Origin of the sequence: Hydrogenophaga sp. A37, assembly GCF_002001205.1 — a bacterium.
Lineage (GTDB): Bacteria > Pseudomonadota > Gammaproteobacteria > Burkholderiales > Burkholderiaceae_C > Hydrogenophaga.
Window position 1 is genome coordinate 34,945 of record NZ_MUNZ01000115.1, and the last position, 14,489, is coordinate 49,433.

The following is a 14,489-nucleotide window of genomic DNA, read 5'->3' on the forward strand; positions in this document are numbered from 1 at the left end:
AGCAACATATGAACGACGACCCCTTGGATCTCTCTCTTCGTTCCCCCGGAGAGTCACGCCGTGAGACGGGGTGGGAGCGCGAGACCATTGAAAAACTGGTGTTCGCCTCGCTCAAGGAGCAGCAGGCGGCCCGCCGCTGGAAGCTATTTTCACGGTTGCTGTGGCTTTCGTTGATCGCCCTTGTGGTCTGGCTGTGGTTCATACAGGCGAACATGGGCAGCGCAGTGAGCACGCCTCACACGGCGGTGATTGACATCAAGGGTGAGATCGCTTCGGGTGCTGAAGCCAGTGCCGAAAACGTCGTGGGCTCTTTGCGCTCGGCCTTTGAAGACGGTGGCGCCCAGGCGATCGTGCTGCTGATCGATTCACCGGGCGGCAGTCCCGTGCAGGCCGGCATCATTAACGATGAAATCACCCGCCTCAAAGCGTTGCACAAGAAAAAAATCTACGCTGTGGTGGAAGAAACTTGCGCGTCGGCCGCCTACTACATTGCGGCCTCGACCGATGAGATCTACGTTGACAAGGCCAGTTTGGTGGGCAGCATCGGCGTGCTCATGGATGGTTTTGGTTTCACTGGACTGATGGAAAAACTGGGTGTGGAGCGCCGCCTGATGACCGCAGGCACCAACAAGGGCATGCTCGATCCGTTCAGCCCCCAGGACGCTACCCAAAACGCTCACATGCAATCAATGCTGAGTGAGATCCATACCCAGTTCATCGATGTGGTCAAGAAAGGGCGTGGCGAGAGACTCAAAGAAACCCCCGACACGTTCAGTGGGCTCGTCTGGAGTGGCCAGCAGGCGGTTACCCAGGGCTTGGCCGATGGGCTGGGAAGCCTTGATCATGTGGCTCGAGAGATCATCAAGGCTGAAGACATTGTGGACTACACCCAGCGTGAAAATGTGGGCATGCGCCTTGCTCGAGAATTGGGTGTGAGCATGGGTGTGGGTGTTTTCAATGCAGCCAGAGCTGCGGGTCTGCGACTCCAATGACCATCCGCTGATTTCAGTAACGACAGGGTTGACCAATGAAGATTCAAAAAGCCGTTTTTCCCGTGGGTGGTTTGGGCACCCGTTTCCTACCTGCGACCAAGGCCATTCCCAAAGAGATGCTGCCGGTGGTCGACAAGCCGCTGATCCAGTACGCGGTCGACGAGGCCTATGCCGCGGGGATCAGGGAAATGATATTTATCACTGGCCGCCACAAGCGCGCCATCGGGGACCATTTTGACGCTGCTTTCGAGCTCGAATATGAGCTTGAGCGGGGCAACAAAACCGAGTTGCTTCAGATTGTCCACGACATCAAGCCGGACGACATGGACTGCGTGTTCATTCGCCAGCCGCGCCCGCTGGGCCTGGGTCATGCCGTGCTGTGTGCGGAGTGTGTGGTGGGCAACGACCCGTTTGCGGTTTTGTTGGCCGATGACCTGATGGTGGGTAAATCAGGAGGCCCTTCTGTCCTTCAGCAAATGGTCGCTGCCTATGAGCAGAGCCCGGGCACCGTGCTGGCCGTGCAGGACGTGCCACGCGAGGACACTCGGCGCTATGGAGTGGTGGATGTCCATGGTGTCATCGACACCGTGGCAGAGGTTTTTGGCATGGTGGAAAAGCCTATGCCCGAGGCGGCACCGTCGACGCTGGCAGTGGCGGGTCGCTATATCCTCACACCGGGGGTGTTTGAGAGCATTCGTCGCCAACCTCGCGGCGCGGGTGGCGAGATCCAGCTGACCGATGGTATTGCCGCATTGATCGGCACCGAAAAGGTGTATGCCTACCGCTATGAGGGCACACGCTACGATTGCGGCAGCAAGGAAGGCTTCCTGCAGGCCACCATTGACCTGGCATTGGCCAATCCCGAACTGAGCGATGCGGTTCGTGCGCACATGCGGGCGGCACTGGGCTGATCCGCGTCGAGAGACGTTCAGCGCCCGATCAGAAAAACCGCTGGCAGATTCAGCGGGAGCTGCGCACCGAGCCCACGGCTTTTCCATTCGCTGAGCAGCGCGCTGCGCGAGCTTTGTCGAGGCAGACTTAGCCCGCAACTCACCGCCAGACGGGTGTGCGGGTGCAGGGTCTGCAGCAGGGCCTGGAGCAGGGCGGCATTGCGGTAAGGCGTTTCAATCAGGATCTGCGTCTGCCCTGTTTTGAGCGCCACGGCCTCCAGTTCACGCAGGCGCTTGCTGCGCTGTGCCGGGTCCTGGGGCACGTAACCGACGAAGGCGAAATCCTGGCCATTGAGCCCGCTGGCGGCCAAGGCCAGCATCAGCGACATGGGACCTGCGAGCGGCCGTACCTCCAGGTTCATGGAGTGGGCGGCGCGCACGATGGAACTCCCCGGGTCGGCAATCGCTGGCATGCCAGCTTCACACACCAGACCCATGTCGTGCCCCAGCAGTGCCGGTGCCAACAAGGTTCGTGCCTCGTTGTCGCTGGAGGTGGCCGGAGCGTGGTCCCCTTTTTTGTGTGCTTGTCGAGGCAGCTCGGCGATGTGTTGCGCTTGAAGTGGTGCGGCCAGGCCGTTCAGTGCCTCTACCCGCTTGAGGAAGGCCCGGGTGCTTTTCGCGTTTTCGCTGATCCAGTGTGTGAGTTGGGCTGCAATCGCCAGTGTGTCTCCCGGCAGGCACTGAGTGATGGGCGCGGGCACTTCACCATCGGTCAGACAGCCGAAGTCCAGCGGTGTGGGCACCAGATAGAGCACGCCGGGCACGACGGAGAGGTGGGTCACAGGATGTGCACTCCTGCCGCGCGCAGCATCTGGCAGGTGCGGATGAGCGGCAGGCCCACCAAGGCGCTGGGATCGTCGTTGTCGATGCGTTCCAGCAGCGCGATACCCAAGCCCTCGCTCTTGGCGCTGCCCGCGCAGTCATAGGGTTGTTCGGCAAGCAGGTAGCGTTCGATCTCGGCGTCCGTCAACGCCCGAAACACCACCCGGACCGGAGCGAGATCGACCCGTTCAAAACCGCTCGCGAGACAAACGACGGCAACAGCCGTCTGGAAAACCACGGCGTGACCACGCATGCTCTGCAGCTGGGCGACCGCACGTTCATGACTCCCAGGTTTACCCAGCGCCATGCCGTCCAGATCGGCCACCTGGTCGCTGCCGATCACGACCGCTTCTGGGAAGCGCTGTGCCACCTCGTGAGCTTTGGCCAATGCCAGACGCAGGGCCAGCGCCTGTGGGGCTTCGCTGGGTAGCGGGGTTTCGTCAACGTCCGGGCTGACCGTGGCGAAAGGGAGGCGCAGTCGGTTCAGCAATTCCCGGCGATAGCGCGAGGTGGACCCCAGGATCAATGGTCGCGTAGTCGTGTCGTGTCTGGGTGCTGTGTTGTCTGCCATGTCGGTATTGTCCCCGGTTCGAAGGACGGTTCTTTTACACTGCTCGCATGAAAACGAACTCTGACAAGACGTGGAATCCGCGCAGGCTTGATGTTCGCGCATTTGCCGAAGCGGGCGCCACGCTTCAGGCGGATTTGCCTCTGACCGCTTTGATGCGACTGTCGGCCGAGCGTGGCCCGGATGATGGTGGTACCTCGGTGATTTTTTGGCAAGCACATGGAGAGTTGCGCCCGGCCGCTGGTGGTACGCCCGCCGTGTGGATGCACTTGCAAGCAAGTGCTGCTGTGCCTATGAGCTGTCAGCGTTGCCTGGGCTCGGTGAGCATTCCGCTGGATGTGGATCGTTGGTTTCGATTCGTGGCAGACGAGGCCACGGCTGAGGCCGAGGACGACGACAGCGAGGAGGACGTGCTGGCCCTGGAGCCGCGGCCTGACTTGCTGGACTTGTTGGAAGATGAACTTTTGATGGCTGTGCCCTTGGTGCCCATGCACGATGCATGTCCCGCGCCCTTGCCTGCGGTTGCAAATAATTTGGGTGTTTCACCAGAGGCGCCATCTACCCCGCCCCACCCATTTGCGGCGCTGGCCCGACTCCGTAAATGAGTGGATGGTTTGAATTTGGCGATATCAGCCTCTTCGGGTTATAATCCTAGGCTTTGCGCTGGCAACCAGTTGGCTGGGCCTGATGGCAAGTGTCCATTCAGGCAGCAGGCGCACCCGTCACCACCACCGAATTCAGGAGCCCACCATGGCCGTCCAGCAAAACAAAAAGTCCCCCTCCAAGCGCGGCATGCACCGTTCGCACAATGCGTTGAACGTGCCGGGCATCGCCGTGGAGCCCACCACCGGCGAAATCCATCTGCGCCACCACATCAGCCCCAATGGCTTTTACCGTGGTCGCCAGGTGCTGAAAAACAAATCAGAAGCCTGAATGTCTGCTGGTCAGGGTTCTGCCGCGCTCGCGCGTCAGGCTTCCCGGCTGCAGTTCAGGTGCAGGCCCGCATGATCCATGCGGGCTTTTTTTATGGTTGGGGCGCTCTGCGTGCCAGTAACGGAATGTTGACATGATCACCGTCGCAGTGGATTGCATGGGGGGAGACGTCGGTCCGGCGACCACCTTGCCGGCGTGTGCGGCCTTTTTGAGCAGCCATCCACAAGCCCAGCTGTTGCTGGTTGGGCAGCCGGAGGCTTTTCGACCTTGGCCGCAGGTGCTCAACAACGTTCGTTGCCGCGTGGTTGCGGCCAGCGAGGTTGTCGCCATGGATGACCCCGTGGAGGTCGCCATGCGCAAGAAAAAAGACTCGTCCATGCGCGTGGCGATTCAGCAGGTGAAAGATGGGACAGCCCAGGCGGTGGTTTCTGCTGGCAACACTGGTGCCCTGATGGCGATTTCCCGCTACCTGCTCAAGACGATCGACGGCATCGACCGTCCTGCCATTGCCAGTCAAATGCCCAACGCGCTGGGCGGTGCCACAACGGTGCTTGATCTCGGTGCCAACGTGGACTGCACCGCCGAACACCTGCTTCAGTTTGCTGTGATGGGTTCTGCGCTGGTCGTGGCCATCACAGGTCGTGAAGAGCCAACCGTTGGCCTGCTCAATGTGGGTGAAGAGTTGATCAAAGGCAGTGAAGTGATCAAAAAAGCTGGTGTTTTGCTTCGAAATGCTGCCAGTACGGGCGATCTCAATTTCTTTGGCAATGTTGAAGGTAACGATATTTTTAAGGGTACGACGGACATCGTGGTTTGCGATGGATTCGTGGGCAACGTTGCGCTGAAGACCAGTGAGGGATTGGCGACCATGATTGGCAGCTTCATCAAGGCCGAGTTTTCTCGCAGCATTTTTACGAAAATAGGCGCATTGTTCGCTTATCCGGTGATATCTGCGTTCAAAAAACGCATGGATTACCGGCGCTACAACGGAGCTGCCTTGTTGGGTTTGCGTGGGCTCGTGTTCAAAAGCCACGGCTCGGCAGACGCGTTTGCTTTTGAGCAGGCACTGGGCCGGGCTTATGATGCGGCCCAGAACCAGTTGCTCGACAAGGTGAAGGAGCGCATTGCCCACGCGGCACCGCTCATCGCTCCCGAGGGCATCCCCAGCGACCTCAAGAGCATTCCGACGCTGTAACGCCCGTTATCCAATCCCGTATGACACGCTTCGCCCGCATTTCTGGCACCGGCAGTTGCCTGCCCCCCTTGCGACTGACCAATGCCGACATGGTGGCGCGTTTGGCCACAGCGGGCGTTGAAACCAGTGATGAGTGGATCGTTGAGCGCACGGGCATCCGGGCGCGGCACTTCGCGTCGGACGGTGTGTTTGCCAGTGACTTGGCTGCCGACGCATGCCGCAATGCGTTGGACGCAGCCGGCGTTTCTGCGAAAGAAATTGACCTGATCATCGTGGCCACGTCGACGCCCGATATGGTGTTTCCTTCGACCGCCGCCATCCTCCAGCACAAGCTCGGCATTGCAGGTTGCCCAGTGTTTGATGTTCAAGCGGTGTGCAGCGGGTTCATTTACGCCTTGACCGTGGCCGACGCGCTGATTCGGACCGGCAGTGCCAGCAAGGTGCTGGTGGTCGGTTCTGAAGTGTTCTCCCGGTTGCTCGACTTCAATGATCGAACGACGTGCGTGTTGTTTGGTGACGGCGCCGGTGCGGTGGTGGTGGAGGCCAGCGACACGCCCGGCATTCTGGCCACGGATATCCATGCAGATGGAAAGCACGCCGGCATCCTGTGTGTGCCGGGTCATGTCTCGGGTGGTCACATATTGGGTGACCCTTTGCTCAAAATGGACGGCCAGGCGGTGTTCAAGCTGGCGGTGGGCGTGCTTGAAGACACCGCCCGGGCTGTGCTTGCCAAGGCGGGCAGGACAGAGGCCGACATTGACTGGTTGATTCCCCATCAGGCGAACATCCGCATCATGGCCAGTACCGCCCGAAAGCTCAAGTTGCCGATGGACAAGGTGGTGGTCACGGTCGATCAGCACGGCAACACGTCTGCCGCGTCCATTCCTCTGGCCCTTGATTGCGCGGTGCGCCAGGGTCAGGTGAAAAAGGGTGACACCCTGATGCTCGAAGGTGTGGGCGGTGGATTCACCTGGGGCTCGGTCTTGCTGGACTTCTAAGCAAGTCGCCTGCTGCAGGGCTCTTTTCCGATCGATTCGATGTTTGTACCGACCATGACTTCATTTGCATTTGTTTTTCCCGGGCAAGGATCCCAGGCCGTTGGCATGCTCGATGCGTGGGCTGACCACCCTGTGGTGGCGGAGACGCTGAAGGAGGCGTCCGATGCCCTGGATGAAGACGTCGGCTGCCTGATCAAGGATGGCCCCAAAGAAGCATTGGCCCTGACCACGAACACCCAGCCCGTGATGCTGGTTGCGGGAGTGGCCGCTTGGCGGGTGTGGCGCGCGGAGGGCGGTGCGCTGCCAGCCATCGTCGCCGGTCATTCTTTAGGTGAGTACTCGGCCTTGGTCGCTTCGGGCGTCTTGACGCTGGCACAGGCTGCGCCATTGGTGCGGTTTCGTGCCGCTGCCATGCAAGAGGCGGTGCCGGTGGGCACCGGGGCCATGGCTGCGATTCTCGGCATGCCGTCCGCCCAAGTAATCGCCGGCTGTGCCGAGGTGCAGGCCGCCATGGGGCCCGACAGCACGGAAGTGGTTGAGGCCGTGAACTTCAATGACCCGATGCAGACGGTGATCGCCGGCAGTAAGGCGGCAGTTGAGAAGGCTTGCGAAGTGCTCAAGGCCAATGGTGCCAAGCGTGCATTGCCGCTGCCGGTGTCAGCGCCGTTTCATTCGAGCCTCATGAAACCCGCCGCTGAGAAGCTCAAGCTGCTGTTGGCCGACACGGTGTTTGCCGCACCGCAGATCCCGGTGCTCAACAACATCGACGTGGCGATGGAAACCGATGCGTTGCGCATACGGGATGCGCTGTATCGACAGGCGTTTGGCCCCGTTCGGTGGGTGGAGTGTGTGAGCGCTATGAAGGCTCGGGGCGTGTCCACTCTGGTTGAATGTGGTCCTGGCAAGGTGCTGGCCGGCATGGTTAGGCGCATTGACGCCGACATGAGCGGTGTCGCTTTGTTCGATCCGGCCACGCTGGCCGATGTGAAAACCTTGCTGGCCTGATCAAGGAGACGATGATGTCTGAAATCAAATTTGCGGGGCAAGTGGCCCTGGTGACCGGTGCTTCGCGCGGAATTGGCGCGGCCATCGCCCTTGAGTTGGCCGCGCGCGGTCTGATCGTGGTCGGCACGGCCACGACCAACGAGGGTTCTTCCAAGATCAGTTCGGCGTTGGCGGCTGTGCCGGGCGTTGCAGCGGGCTCTCAAGGCGCCACGCTTAACGTTAATGACGCTGGTGCGGTGGATGCCCTGATCGATGAAATCACCAAGACGCATGGCGGACTGCAGGTGTTGGTGAACAATGCTGGCATCACCCGCGACATGCTGGCCATGCGCCTGAAAGACGACGATTGGGATGCGGTGCTCGACACCAACCTCAAGGCGGTGTTTCGCCTGAGCCGCGCGGTCATCCGCCCCATGATGAAGCAGCGCTACGGGCGCATCATCAGCATCACCAGCGTGGTGGGAGCCTCCGGCAATGCGGGGCAGGCCAATTACGCTGCTGCGAAGGCTGGTGTGGCGGGCATGACGCGCGCTTTGGCTCGCGAGCTGGGCAGCAGGAACATCACGGTGAACTGCGTGGCGCCCGGCTTCATCGAAACCGACATGACCGCTGCTTTGCCGGAAGAGCAACAGAAAGCCTTGCTGGGTCAGATTCCACTCGGGCATTTGGGTAAACCGGCTGACATTGCACATGCGGTGTCCTATCTGGCCAGTCCGCAGGCGGCCTACGTCACCGGTCAGGAACTGCATGTCAATGGTGGCATGTTCATGTCCTGACAATTCCTTGCCTTTCTTCCGCCGCAGAGCCGTCCGGCGGGCCGCCTAGAGGCACCTCTCTAGCCCGGCTAAAATGATGGTCTTGTCATCCAACCACCCTCAGAGGGACTTATGAGCGATATCGAAGCACGTGTGAAAAAAATCATTGCCGAACAACTCGGCGTGGAAGAAGGTCAGGTCACCGCTGAGAAGGCCTTTGTGGCCGACTTGGGCGCTGACTCCCTTGACACGGTGGAACTGGTGATGGCACTGGAAGACGAGTTCGGCATCGAGATCCCGGACGAAGACGCCGAGAAGATCACCACGGTCAAAAACGCCATCGATTACGCGATGACGCACCAGAAGGCCTGATCCGTCCATGAGCCGTCGTCGCGTTGTCGTGACCGGCCTGGGTTGTATCAGCCCCGTGGGCAACACGGTGGCTGAAGCTTGGGCCAACCTTCTTGCCGGCAAGTCCGGCATCGATCTCATCACCAAGTTTGATGCCTCGGGCTTCAACTGCCATTTCGGGGGCGAGGTCAAAGGGTTCAATGTGGAGTCGTACATGACCTCGAAAGAGGCCCGTGCGATGGACACCTTCATTCATTTTGGTATTGCTGCGGCAGTTCAGGCGGTTGCAGACTCCGGGCTTCCTACTGGTGATGCCCTGGGGGATGAACAAGCGACCCGCATCGGTTGCAACATCGGCTCCGGTATCGGTGGTTTGCCTTTGATCGAGGCCACGCATGCGGAGTTGGTCAGCCGCGGTCCGCGGCGCATCTCTCCATTCTTTGTGCCAGCGTCGATCATCAACATGATTTCAGGTCATGTATCGATCAAATTCGGCTTCAAGGGGCCCAACATTGCCGTGGTCACGGCTTGCACCACTGGCTTGCATGCCATTGGCTTGTCGGCCCGCATGATCGAGTACGGTGATGCCGATGTGATGGTGGCTGGTGGGGCAGAGTCCACCGTGTCGCCGCTTGGGTTGGGTGGTTTCGCCGCTGCGCGAGCGCTGTCCACTCGCAATGACGATCCCAAGACCGCGTCCCGACCCTGGGACAAGGACAGGGACGGTTTTGTTCTGGGCGAAGGCGCGGGCGTCGTGGTGCTCGAAGAGTACGAACACGCCAAAGCGCGCGGAGCCAGAATCTACGCTGAACTGGTGGGTTTTGGCATGAGTGCGGATGCGTACCACATGACCGCGCCCAATGAAGACGGCCCTCGGCGTTCGATGGTGCAGGCATTGAAAAATGCCGGCATCAACGCTGATCAGATTGATTACCTCAATGCTCATGGCACATCCACGCCGCTGGGCGATTTGAATGAGACCAACGCCATCAAGGCCGCGCTGGGTCACCACGCCAAGAACACGGTGGTGAACTCGACCAAGTCCATGACAGGGCACCTGCTCGGTGGCGCGGGCGGCATTGAGAGCGTTTTCACTGTGATGGCCCTGCACGAACAGAAGAGCCCACCCACCATCAACATCTTCAACCAGGATCCCGAATGCGACCTGGACTATTGCGCCAACACGGCGCGCGACATGAAGATCGAAGTGGCCATCAAGAACAACTTTGGTTTTGGTGGCACCAACGGCACCCTGGTTTTCAAGCGCATCTGATCTGACGCGCTCGCTTTCCAACCTGTTTACGTAGAACATGCGCAGCGCCCCATCGGTCACGTATCCGGTGGGGCGATGTGCTTTTTATGCCTGGCTTCTGATCGCATCGGGTTGTCTGTGCCTGGGTGTGCTGGCTTGGAGCCTGCGTGTCGTGCCGTGGTGGAGCGCTGTGTTTGGTTTGTTGCTCTGGCTGATGTGGGGTGCCGTGGCCGCTGTGAACTGGCGTGATTCGCCGGTCGGGCGTTTGCAGTGGGCCGCGGTGGCGACACCTGTTGATGACCTGTTGAAGCGTGATGGCGCCTGGTTTTGGCACAGCACGGCCTATCAGGACGGCGTGGCGCTGCTTCGGGTGGAGCGGGTGCAAGATTTGCAGCGTTGGATGCTGTTGCGATTGCACAACCCGGATGGCGCCCGGACTTGGGTTTGGGTTGCACGGGCCAGTGATCCACAACGTTGGGACGACCTTCGACGTGCGGTGGTGGCCCGTGGGTGACAGCTGTTTCCTTCGGCGCTTGGGGTATATTCCCGCGGCCCAACCACCAGCCGCATGACCACACCCGACGACCACTCAGCCCCTCCACCTCCGGACAGCGATGTCATGCTGGTGCAGCGCACGCTGGCGGGTGAGCAAAAGGCCTTCGAGATGCTGGTCGTCAAGTATCAGCGGCGGGTGGAGCGTCTGATTGGGCGCATGGTGCGTGACAGCGATCTGGTGCAGGACATTGCTCAGGAGACCTTCATTCGCGCCTACCGTGCGTTGGCCCAGTTTCGCGGTGACGCGCAGTTCTACACATGGCTTTACCGCATCGCGGTGAACACGGCCAAAAAACAGCTGATGGAGCTCAAGCGCGATCCGTTGGTGTTTCAGTCGCAGATGAAATCGGCCGATGACGATGAAACTTCTGGGTACGAACGCGAACTAAACAGCCAGGTTGCCGATACCGAAACACCTGAGGCGGTGTTGGCCAGCAAAGAAATCGCCGAAGCCGTGAACGCCGTCATGGACGGATTGCCTGAGGAGTTGCGCATGGCGATCACTTTGCGAGAAATTGAGGGTTTGAGCTATGAAGAGATTGCACAGACGCTGGAGTGTCCAATCGGCACAGTGCGCTCCCGGATTTTCCGGGCACGAGAGGCCATTTCAAGCCGGATCAAGCCCATGCTGGATCATCAGTCGGGCAAGCGTTGGTAGCCAGCACCTTGGCGAAGATTGCTTCTCATATCGCACAGGAACGCTCCCATGAACGCAGCAAACAGTCAAAACCTGGCCGATGAGTCGGCCCCGACGCCGGCCGAAGCGCGGGGCACGGTGATGTCTGCCTTCATAGACAGCGAACTGTCGTCCTCTGAGCTGGATGCTTTGCTTAGGGACTACGCGGATGACGCGGATGCGCGTGCCGACTGGCAGGCGTACCACCTGATCGGCGAGGTGTTGCGAGGCTCGTCCTCTCCCATCGTGTCTGCGCGGTCGGCACCCGACTTTGTGGCTGCTGTCTGTCAGGGCCTTCGAGCAGAGCAGGCGGTCCAAATGACCTTTTCGCCGCCGACACCTGACGTCCGGGGTCAGGCGGCCAACGACGGCGTTTTCCGTTGGAAGCTGGTCGCAGGACTCGCTTCGCTGGCTGCTGTGATGGCGGTGAGTTGGGCGTTGATTGGTGGTGCTGGGGCGCCTGCGATCAGTGCCGGGGCGCAGCTGGCCCTGGCATCTGACCCGTTGGGTGAACCTCAGGCCAACGCGGTGGTCGTGCAGACGGCTCAGGGGCAGGTGCTGCGCGACACTCGGTTGGAGGAGTTGCTGGCCGAGCACCGTCAGTACGGCGGCATGTCCGCGCTACAGATGCCCGCAGGGTTCCTGCGCAATGCCACCTACGATGCCGCGCCGCAGCGCTGAAGTTGTCATGACCATCGCGCTGTCTTTGGGTTCACTCGGACGGGTTGATTGGCGGCGTTGGACCGCTGTAGGTGCGTTGGCGTTCGGCATGTGGCAGCCGGTGCAGGCGCAGACCAGCGCCGCGGTGCCCACACGCAGTGTGACTGAATGGCTCACCCGCATGCACGAGGCTTCAAGGCAGCGTGCCTATACCGGTACGCTTGTGGTGTCGACCGGCTCGACGATGTCGGCCTCTCGCGTGTGGCACATCTGTGATGGAACGCAGCAAATGGAGCGAGTCGACACGCTGACGGGAACACCACGCTCGACCATTCGGCATAACAGCGATGTCATCACCTTCGTGCCTGAGAACAAGACCGCTTGGATCGACAAACGTGAATCCCTTGGCGTGTTCCCCGAGCTGCTGCGCACGCCCAGCAACGCCATACCCGATTTTTACAGCGTGCGCGAAAACAGCCCCGAACGTGTGGCCGGTCATCTGGCTGATGTGGTGGACATCCTCCCGCGAGACGACATGCGGTTTGGATACCGCATCTGGGCGGAGAAAAAGACTGGCCTGGTGATCAAACTGCAGACCGTGGGGGAGCAAAACACTGTGCTTGAACAGGTGGCGTTCACCGAATTGTTGCTGGATGCCCCCGTTCGGATGGACAAGCTCAAACGGCTCATGGGCGACACCAAAGGGTATGACGTGCACAAACTGGTCTTGAAGAAGACCACACCGGAGGCCGAGGGCTGGCGACTCAAGGACACGGTGCCTGGGTTTCAGTCCATGAGTTGTCACACCCGCGAGATCGGTGGATCGCAGGTGCCTGGGAATGCGCCCATGCAATGGGTGTTTTCGGACGGTCTGGCCTCGGTGTCGCTGTTTGTCGAGCCGTTTGACGCCCAACGACACGGCGCTGAGAAAACCGCCGTGACGGGGGCCACGCACTCCATCACCCGCCGCGTCGGTGCCCACTGGCTGACAGCGTTGGGTGAGGTGCCGCCTGCGACCCTGAGGCGTTTTGCCACGTCGCTTGAGCGCACCCGTTGAGGCCCCCGTGCACGCCTCGTCTTTGCGGAGAGGTTGTCGGAACACTGCTTGAATACTGGTCTTTGGAAAGGACGAACATGAACCGACTTTTGCGGCATCGCCGCCTCGTGCGAGTTTTGCTGACCGCGGTGATCGTGGGGGCTTCAGCGTGCACCTTGACGATGTACCCCGCGTCTGCCTTGGCTCAGTCGGTGAGAGGGTTGCCCGACTTCACCGAACTCGTGGACCTGGTGGGGCCGTCGGTGGTGAATATCCGGTCATTGGAGCGGTCCAGTGGGGAAGCCGCTGCGGGCAACGCCGATGAGCAGATGCTGGAGTTCTTCAAGCGCTTTGGCATCCCCGTGCCGCCGGGGGTGACGCCCCGTGGGCCGCGTCAGGAACGCAACCCCAATGAGGAGGCCCAGCCGCGGGGCGTGGGTTCGGGATTCATTCTCAGCACCGATGGCCTGATCATGACGAACGCCCATGTGGTGGATGGGGCCGATGAGCTGGTGGTCACCTTGCCCGACAAGCGCGAATTCAAGGCGCGCCTGGTTGGCGCGGACAAACGCACCGACGTGGCTGTGGTGAAGATCGAGGCCAACGGGTTGAGTGCGGTGAAGATCGGTGACGTGAGTCGCCTGAAGGTGGGTGAGTGGGTCATGGCCATCGGCTCGCCATTTGGGCTGGAGAACACGGTCACGGCCGGCATCGTCAGTGCAAAGAAGCGCGATACCGGTGACTTCCTGCCTTTCATACAGACCGACGTGGCCATCAACCCCGGTAACTCAGGGGGACCATTGATCAACATGCGTGGTGAGGTTGTGGGTATCAACAGCCAGATTTATTCCCGCTCAGGTGGGTTTCAGGGCATTTCTTTCGCGATCCCGATCGACGAGGCCGTGCGCGTATCGGACCAGTTGCGCTCAAGCGGACGCGTCACGCGTGGGCGCATTGGTGTGCAGATCGACCAGGTCAGCAAAGAGGTCGCCGAATCGCTCGGTTTGGGGCAGCCCAAAGGCGCGTTCATCCGGGGTGTAGAGCCCAACTCCCCAGCAGCAAAGGCGGGTCTGGAGCCTGGAGACATCATTCTCAAATTCGACGGGCGCGACATTGAAAGGTCGGTGGACCTGCCCCGCTTGGTCGGGAACATGCGTCCCGGCACCAAGAGTTTGGTGACGGTGTTCCGGCGCGGTAGTCAGCGTGAGTTATCGATCACGGTGGCGGAGTTGGAACCCGAGCGCGCCGAGCGCAAGCCGACCGCACCTGAGAAACCTCCGGCGGCGTCTGGCGCAGTGCCGTCGCTGGGTCTGACGCTGGCCGATCTCAGCGCCGCGCAAAAGAAAGAGCTCAATGTCAAAGGCGGTGTTCGAGTGGAATCCGCTGAAGGCGCGTCTGCGCGCGCGGGCCTTCGAGAAGGTGATGTGATCGTGGCAGTGGCCAACGCTGAGGTTGGAAGCGTTAAAGAGCTCGAAGGTGTGCTTGGCCGCCTCGACAAGTCGAAACCCATCAACGTGCTGTTCCGCAGGGGAGACTGGGCTCAGTACGCCGTGATACGCCCCCAACGCTGAGGAGATGGAAAACTCGAAACCACCCCAGAAAGCGCAAATAACCCCTTGTCTTGATTGGGATTGGGGGTTGTTTTTTTGTGGTGACCGATTTGTCGCTGACCGGCGGTGGCGCCGCCGCCACAGTCAACGACGGTATAAAGTTGGTGAACACTCACAGCGCTTTTGGGGCT

General features: G+C 60.6%; 17 protein-coding genes. 15 read left to right on the forward strand and 2 right to left on the reverse strand.

What is annotated here, in order from left to right; genetic code table 11:
* Positions 1–8: 8 nt before the first annotated feature.
* A complete protein-coding gene (locus tag B0E41_RS14250) occupies positions 9–992 on the forward strand; it encodes a S49 family peptidase (RefSeq protein ID WP_077331818.1) in 984 nt (327 codons plus the stop codon).
* Positions 993–1,027: 35 nt separating this feature from the next.
* Entirely contained in the window at positions 1,028–1,903 is an 876-nt protein-coding gene (galU, locus tag B0E41_RS14255; RefSeq protein ID WP_077331819.1) for a UTP--glucose-1-phosphate uridylyltransferase GalU, read from the forward strand.
* 17 nt (positions 1,904–1,920) lie between these two features.
* Here galU and B0E41_RS14260 read toward each other — a convergent pair whose 3' ends face one another.
* Both B0E41_RS14260 and B0E41_RS14265 read right to left on the reverse strand, forming a co-directional pair.
* Entirely contained in the window at positions 1,921–2,724 is an 804-nt protein-coding gene (locus B0E41_RS14260; RefSeq protein ID WP_077331820.1) for an SAM-dependent methyltransferase, read from the reverse strand.
* Entirely contained in the window at positions 2,721–3,335 is a 615-nt protein-coding gene (locus B0E41_RS14265) for a Maf family nucleotide pyrophosphatase (protein ID WP_077331821.1), read from the reverse strand. Before B0E41_RS14265 ends, B0E41_RS14260 begins: the two co-directional genes overlap by 4 nt.
* 47 nt (positions 3,336–3,382) lie before the next feature.
* Between B0E41_RS14265 and B0E41_RS14270 the strand changes: the two genes are divergently transcribed.
* From B0E41_RS14270 to B0E41_RS14330, 13 genes are all read left to right on the forward strand, one after another.
* Positions 3,383–3,937, forward strand: a complete 555-nt coding sequence (locus B0E41_RS14270; protein ID WP_077331822.1) for a YceD family protein — start codon at positions 3,383–3,385, stop codon at positions 3,935–3,937.
* 145 nt (positions 3,938–4,082) lie between these two features.
* Positions 4,083–4,265 carry a 50S ribosomal protein L32 gene (gene rpmF / locus B0E41_RS14275; protein WP_019575026.1) on the forward strand — a complete coding sequence of 61 codons (183 nt, stop codon included), beginning with the start codon at positions 4,083–4,085 and terminating at the stop codon, positions 4,263–4,265.
* A 133-nt stretch (positions 4,266–4,398) separates the two neighbouring features.
* A complete protein-coding gene (gene plsX / locus B0E41_RS14280; protein ID WP_077331823.1) occupies positions 4,399–5,460 on the forward strand; it encodes a phosphate acyltransferase PlsX in 1,062 nt (353 codons plus the stop codon).
* Positions 5,461–5,480: 20 nt separating this feature from the next.
* Entirely contained in the window at positions 5,481–6,458 is a 978-nt protein-coding gene (locus B0E41_RS14285) for a beta-ketoacyl-ACP synthase III (protein ID WP_077331824.1), read from the forward strand.
* Between the two features lie 54 nt (positions 6,459–6,512).
* Entirely contained in the window at positions 6,513–7,463 is a 951-nt protein-coding gene (fabD, locus tag B0E41_RS14290; protein ID WP_077331859.1) for an ACP S-malonyltransferase, read from the forward strand.
* Positions 7,464–7,477: 14 nt separating this feature from the next.
* Positions 7,478–8,239 carry a 3-oxoacyl-ACP reductase FabG gene (gene fabG, locus B0E41_RS14295; RefSeq protein ID WP_077331825.1) on the forward strand — a complete coding sequence of 254 codons (762 nt, stop codon included), beginning with the start codon at positions 7,478–7,480 and terminating at the stop codon, positions 8,237–8,239.
* 111 nt (positions 8,240–8,350) lie between these two features.
* Positions 8,351–8,590 (forward strand): acyl carrier protein, encoded by a 240-nt coding sequence (acpP, locus tag B0E41_RS14300; RefSeq protein WP_077331826.1) that lies wholly within the window; start codon positions 8,351–8,353, stop codon positions 8,588–8,590.
* Between the two features lie 7 nt (positions 8,591–8,597).
* Positions 8,598–9,842: a beta-ketoacyl-ACP synthase II gene (gene fabF, locus B0E41_RS14305; RefSeq protein WP_077331827.1), complete on the forward strand. Its 1,245-nt coding sequence runs from the start codon at positions 8,598–8,600 to the stop codon at positions 9,840–9,842.
* Between the two features lie 37 nt (positions 9,843–9,879).
* Positions 9,880–10,335: a hypothetical protein gene (locus tag B0E41_RS14310; protein ID WP_143433839.1), complete on the forward strand. Its 456-nt coding sequence runs from the start codon at positions 9,880–9,882 to the stop codon at positions 10,333–10,335.
* Between the two features lie 54 nt (positions 10,336–10,389).
* A complete protein-coding gene (gene rpoE / locus B0E41_RS14315; protein ID WP_077331829.1) occupies positions 10,390–11,034 on the forward strand; it encodes an RNA polymerase sigma factor RpoE in 645 nt (214 codons plus the stop codon).
* Positions 11,035–11,082: 48 nt separating this feature from the next.
* Positions 11,083–11,733, forward strand: coding sequence for an RseA family anti-sigma factor (locus tag B0E41_RS14320; protein ID WP_077331830.1), 651 nt, complete (start codon positions 11,083–11,085; stop codon positions 11,731–11,733).
* Positions 11,734–11,740: 7 nt separating this feature from the next.
* Positions 11,741–12,769 carry a MucB/RseB C-terminal domain-containing protein gene (locus B0E41_RS14325; protein WP_077331860.1) on the forward strand — a complete coding sequence of 343 codons (1,029 nt, stop codon included), beginning with the start codon at positions 11,741–11,743 and terminating at the stop codon, positions 12,767–12,769.
* Between the two features lie 77 nt (positions 12,770–12,846).
* Positions 12,847–14,319, forward strand: coding sequence for a DegQ family serine endoprotease (locus tag B0E41_RS14330; RefSeq protein ID WP_077331831.1), 1,473 nt, complete (start codon positions 12,847–12,849; stop codon positions 14,317–14,319).
* Positions 14,320–14,489: the final 170 nt, after the last annotated feature.

What these genes read in the sequence shown, in the direction of transcription:
- B0E41_RS14325 (WP_077331860.1), top strand. Translation starts at nt 11,741, where the DNA reads ATGACCATCGCGCTGTCTTTGGGTTCACTCGGACGGGTTGATTGGCGG.
- rpoE (WP_077331829.1), top strand. Translation starts at nt 10,390, where the DNA reads ATGACCACACCCGACGACCACTCAGCCCCTCCACCTCCGGACAGCGAT.
- acpP (WP_077331826.1), top strand. Translation starts at nt 8,351, where the DNA reads ATGAGCGATATCGAAGCACGTGTGAAAAAAATCATTGCCGAACAACTC.
- B0E41_RS14270 (WP_077331822.1), top strand. Translation starts at nt 3,383, where the DNA reads ATGAAAACGAACTCTGACAAGACGTGGAATCCGCGCAGGCTTGATGTT.
- B0E41_RS14310 (WP_143433839.1), top strand. Translation starts at nt 9,880, where the DNA reads ATGCGCAGCGCCCCATCGGTCACGTATCCGGTGGGGCGATGTGCTTTT.
- fabG (WP_077331825.1), top strand. Translation starts at nt 7,478, where the DNA reads ATGTCTGAAATCAAATTTGCGGGGCAAGTGGCCCTGGTGACCGGTGCT.
- B0E41_RS14250 (WP_077331818.1), top strand. Translation starts at nt 9, where the DNA reads ATGAACGACGACCCCTTGGATCTCTCTCTTCGTTCCCCCGGAGAGTCA.
- B0E41_RS14285 (WP_077331824.1), top strand. Translation starts at nt 5,481, where the DNA reads ATGACACGCTTCGCCCGCATTTCTGGCACCGGCAGTTGCCTGCCCCCC.
- fabF (WP_077331827.1), top strand. Translation starts at nt 8,598, where the DNA reads ATGAGCCGTCGTCGCGTTGTCGTGACCGGCCTGGGTTGTATCAGCCCC.
- rpmF (WP_019575026.1), top strand. Translation starts at nt 4,083, where the DNA reads ATGGCCGTCCAGCAAAACAAAAAGTCCCCCTCCAAGCGCGGCATGCAC.
- plsX (WP_077331823.1), top strand. Translation starts at nt 4,399, where the DNA reads ATGATCACCGTCGCAGTGGATTGCATGGGGGGAGACGTCGGTCCGGCG.
- fabD (WP_077331859.1), top strand. Translation starts at nt 6,513, where the DNA reads ATGACTTCATTTGCATTTGTTTTTCCCGGGCAAGGATCCCAGGCCGTT.
- B0E41_RS14330 (WP_077331831.1), top strand. Translation starts at nt 12,847, where the DNA reads ATGAACCGACTTTTGCGGCATCGCCGCCTCGTGCGAGTTTTGCTGACC.
- B0E41_RS14265 (WP_077331821.1), bottom strand. Translation starts at nt 3,335, where the DNA reads ATGGCAGACAACACAGCACCCAGACACGACACGACTACGCGACCATTG.
- galU (WP_077331819.1), top strand. Translation starts at nt 1,028, where the DNA reads ATGAAGATTCAAAAAGCCGTTTTTCCCGTGGGTGGTTTGGGCACCCGT.
- B0E41_RS14320 (WP_077331830.1), top strand. Translation starts at nt 11,083, where the DNA reads ATGAACGCAGCAAACAGTCAAAACCTGGCCGATGAGTCGGCCCCGACG.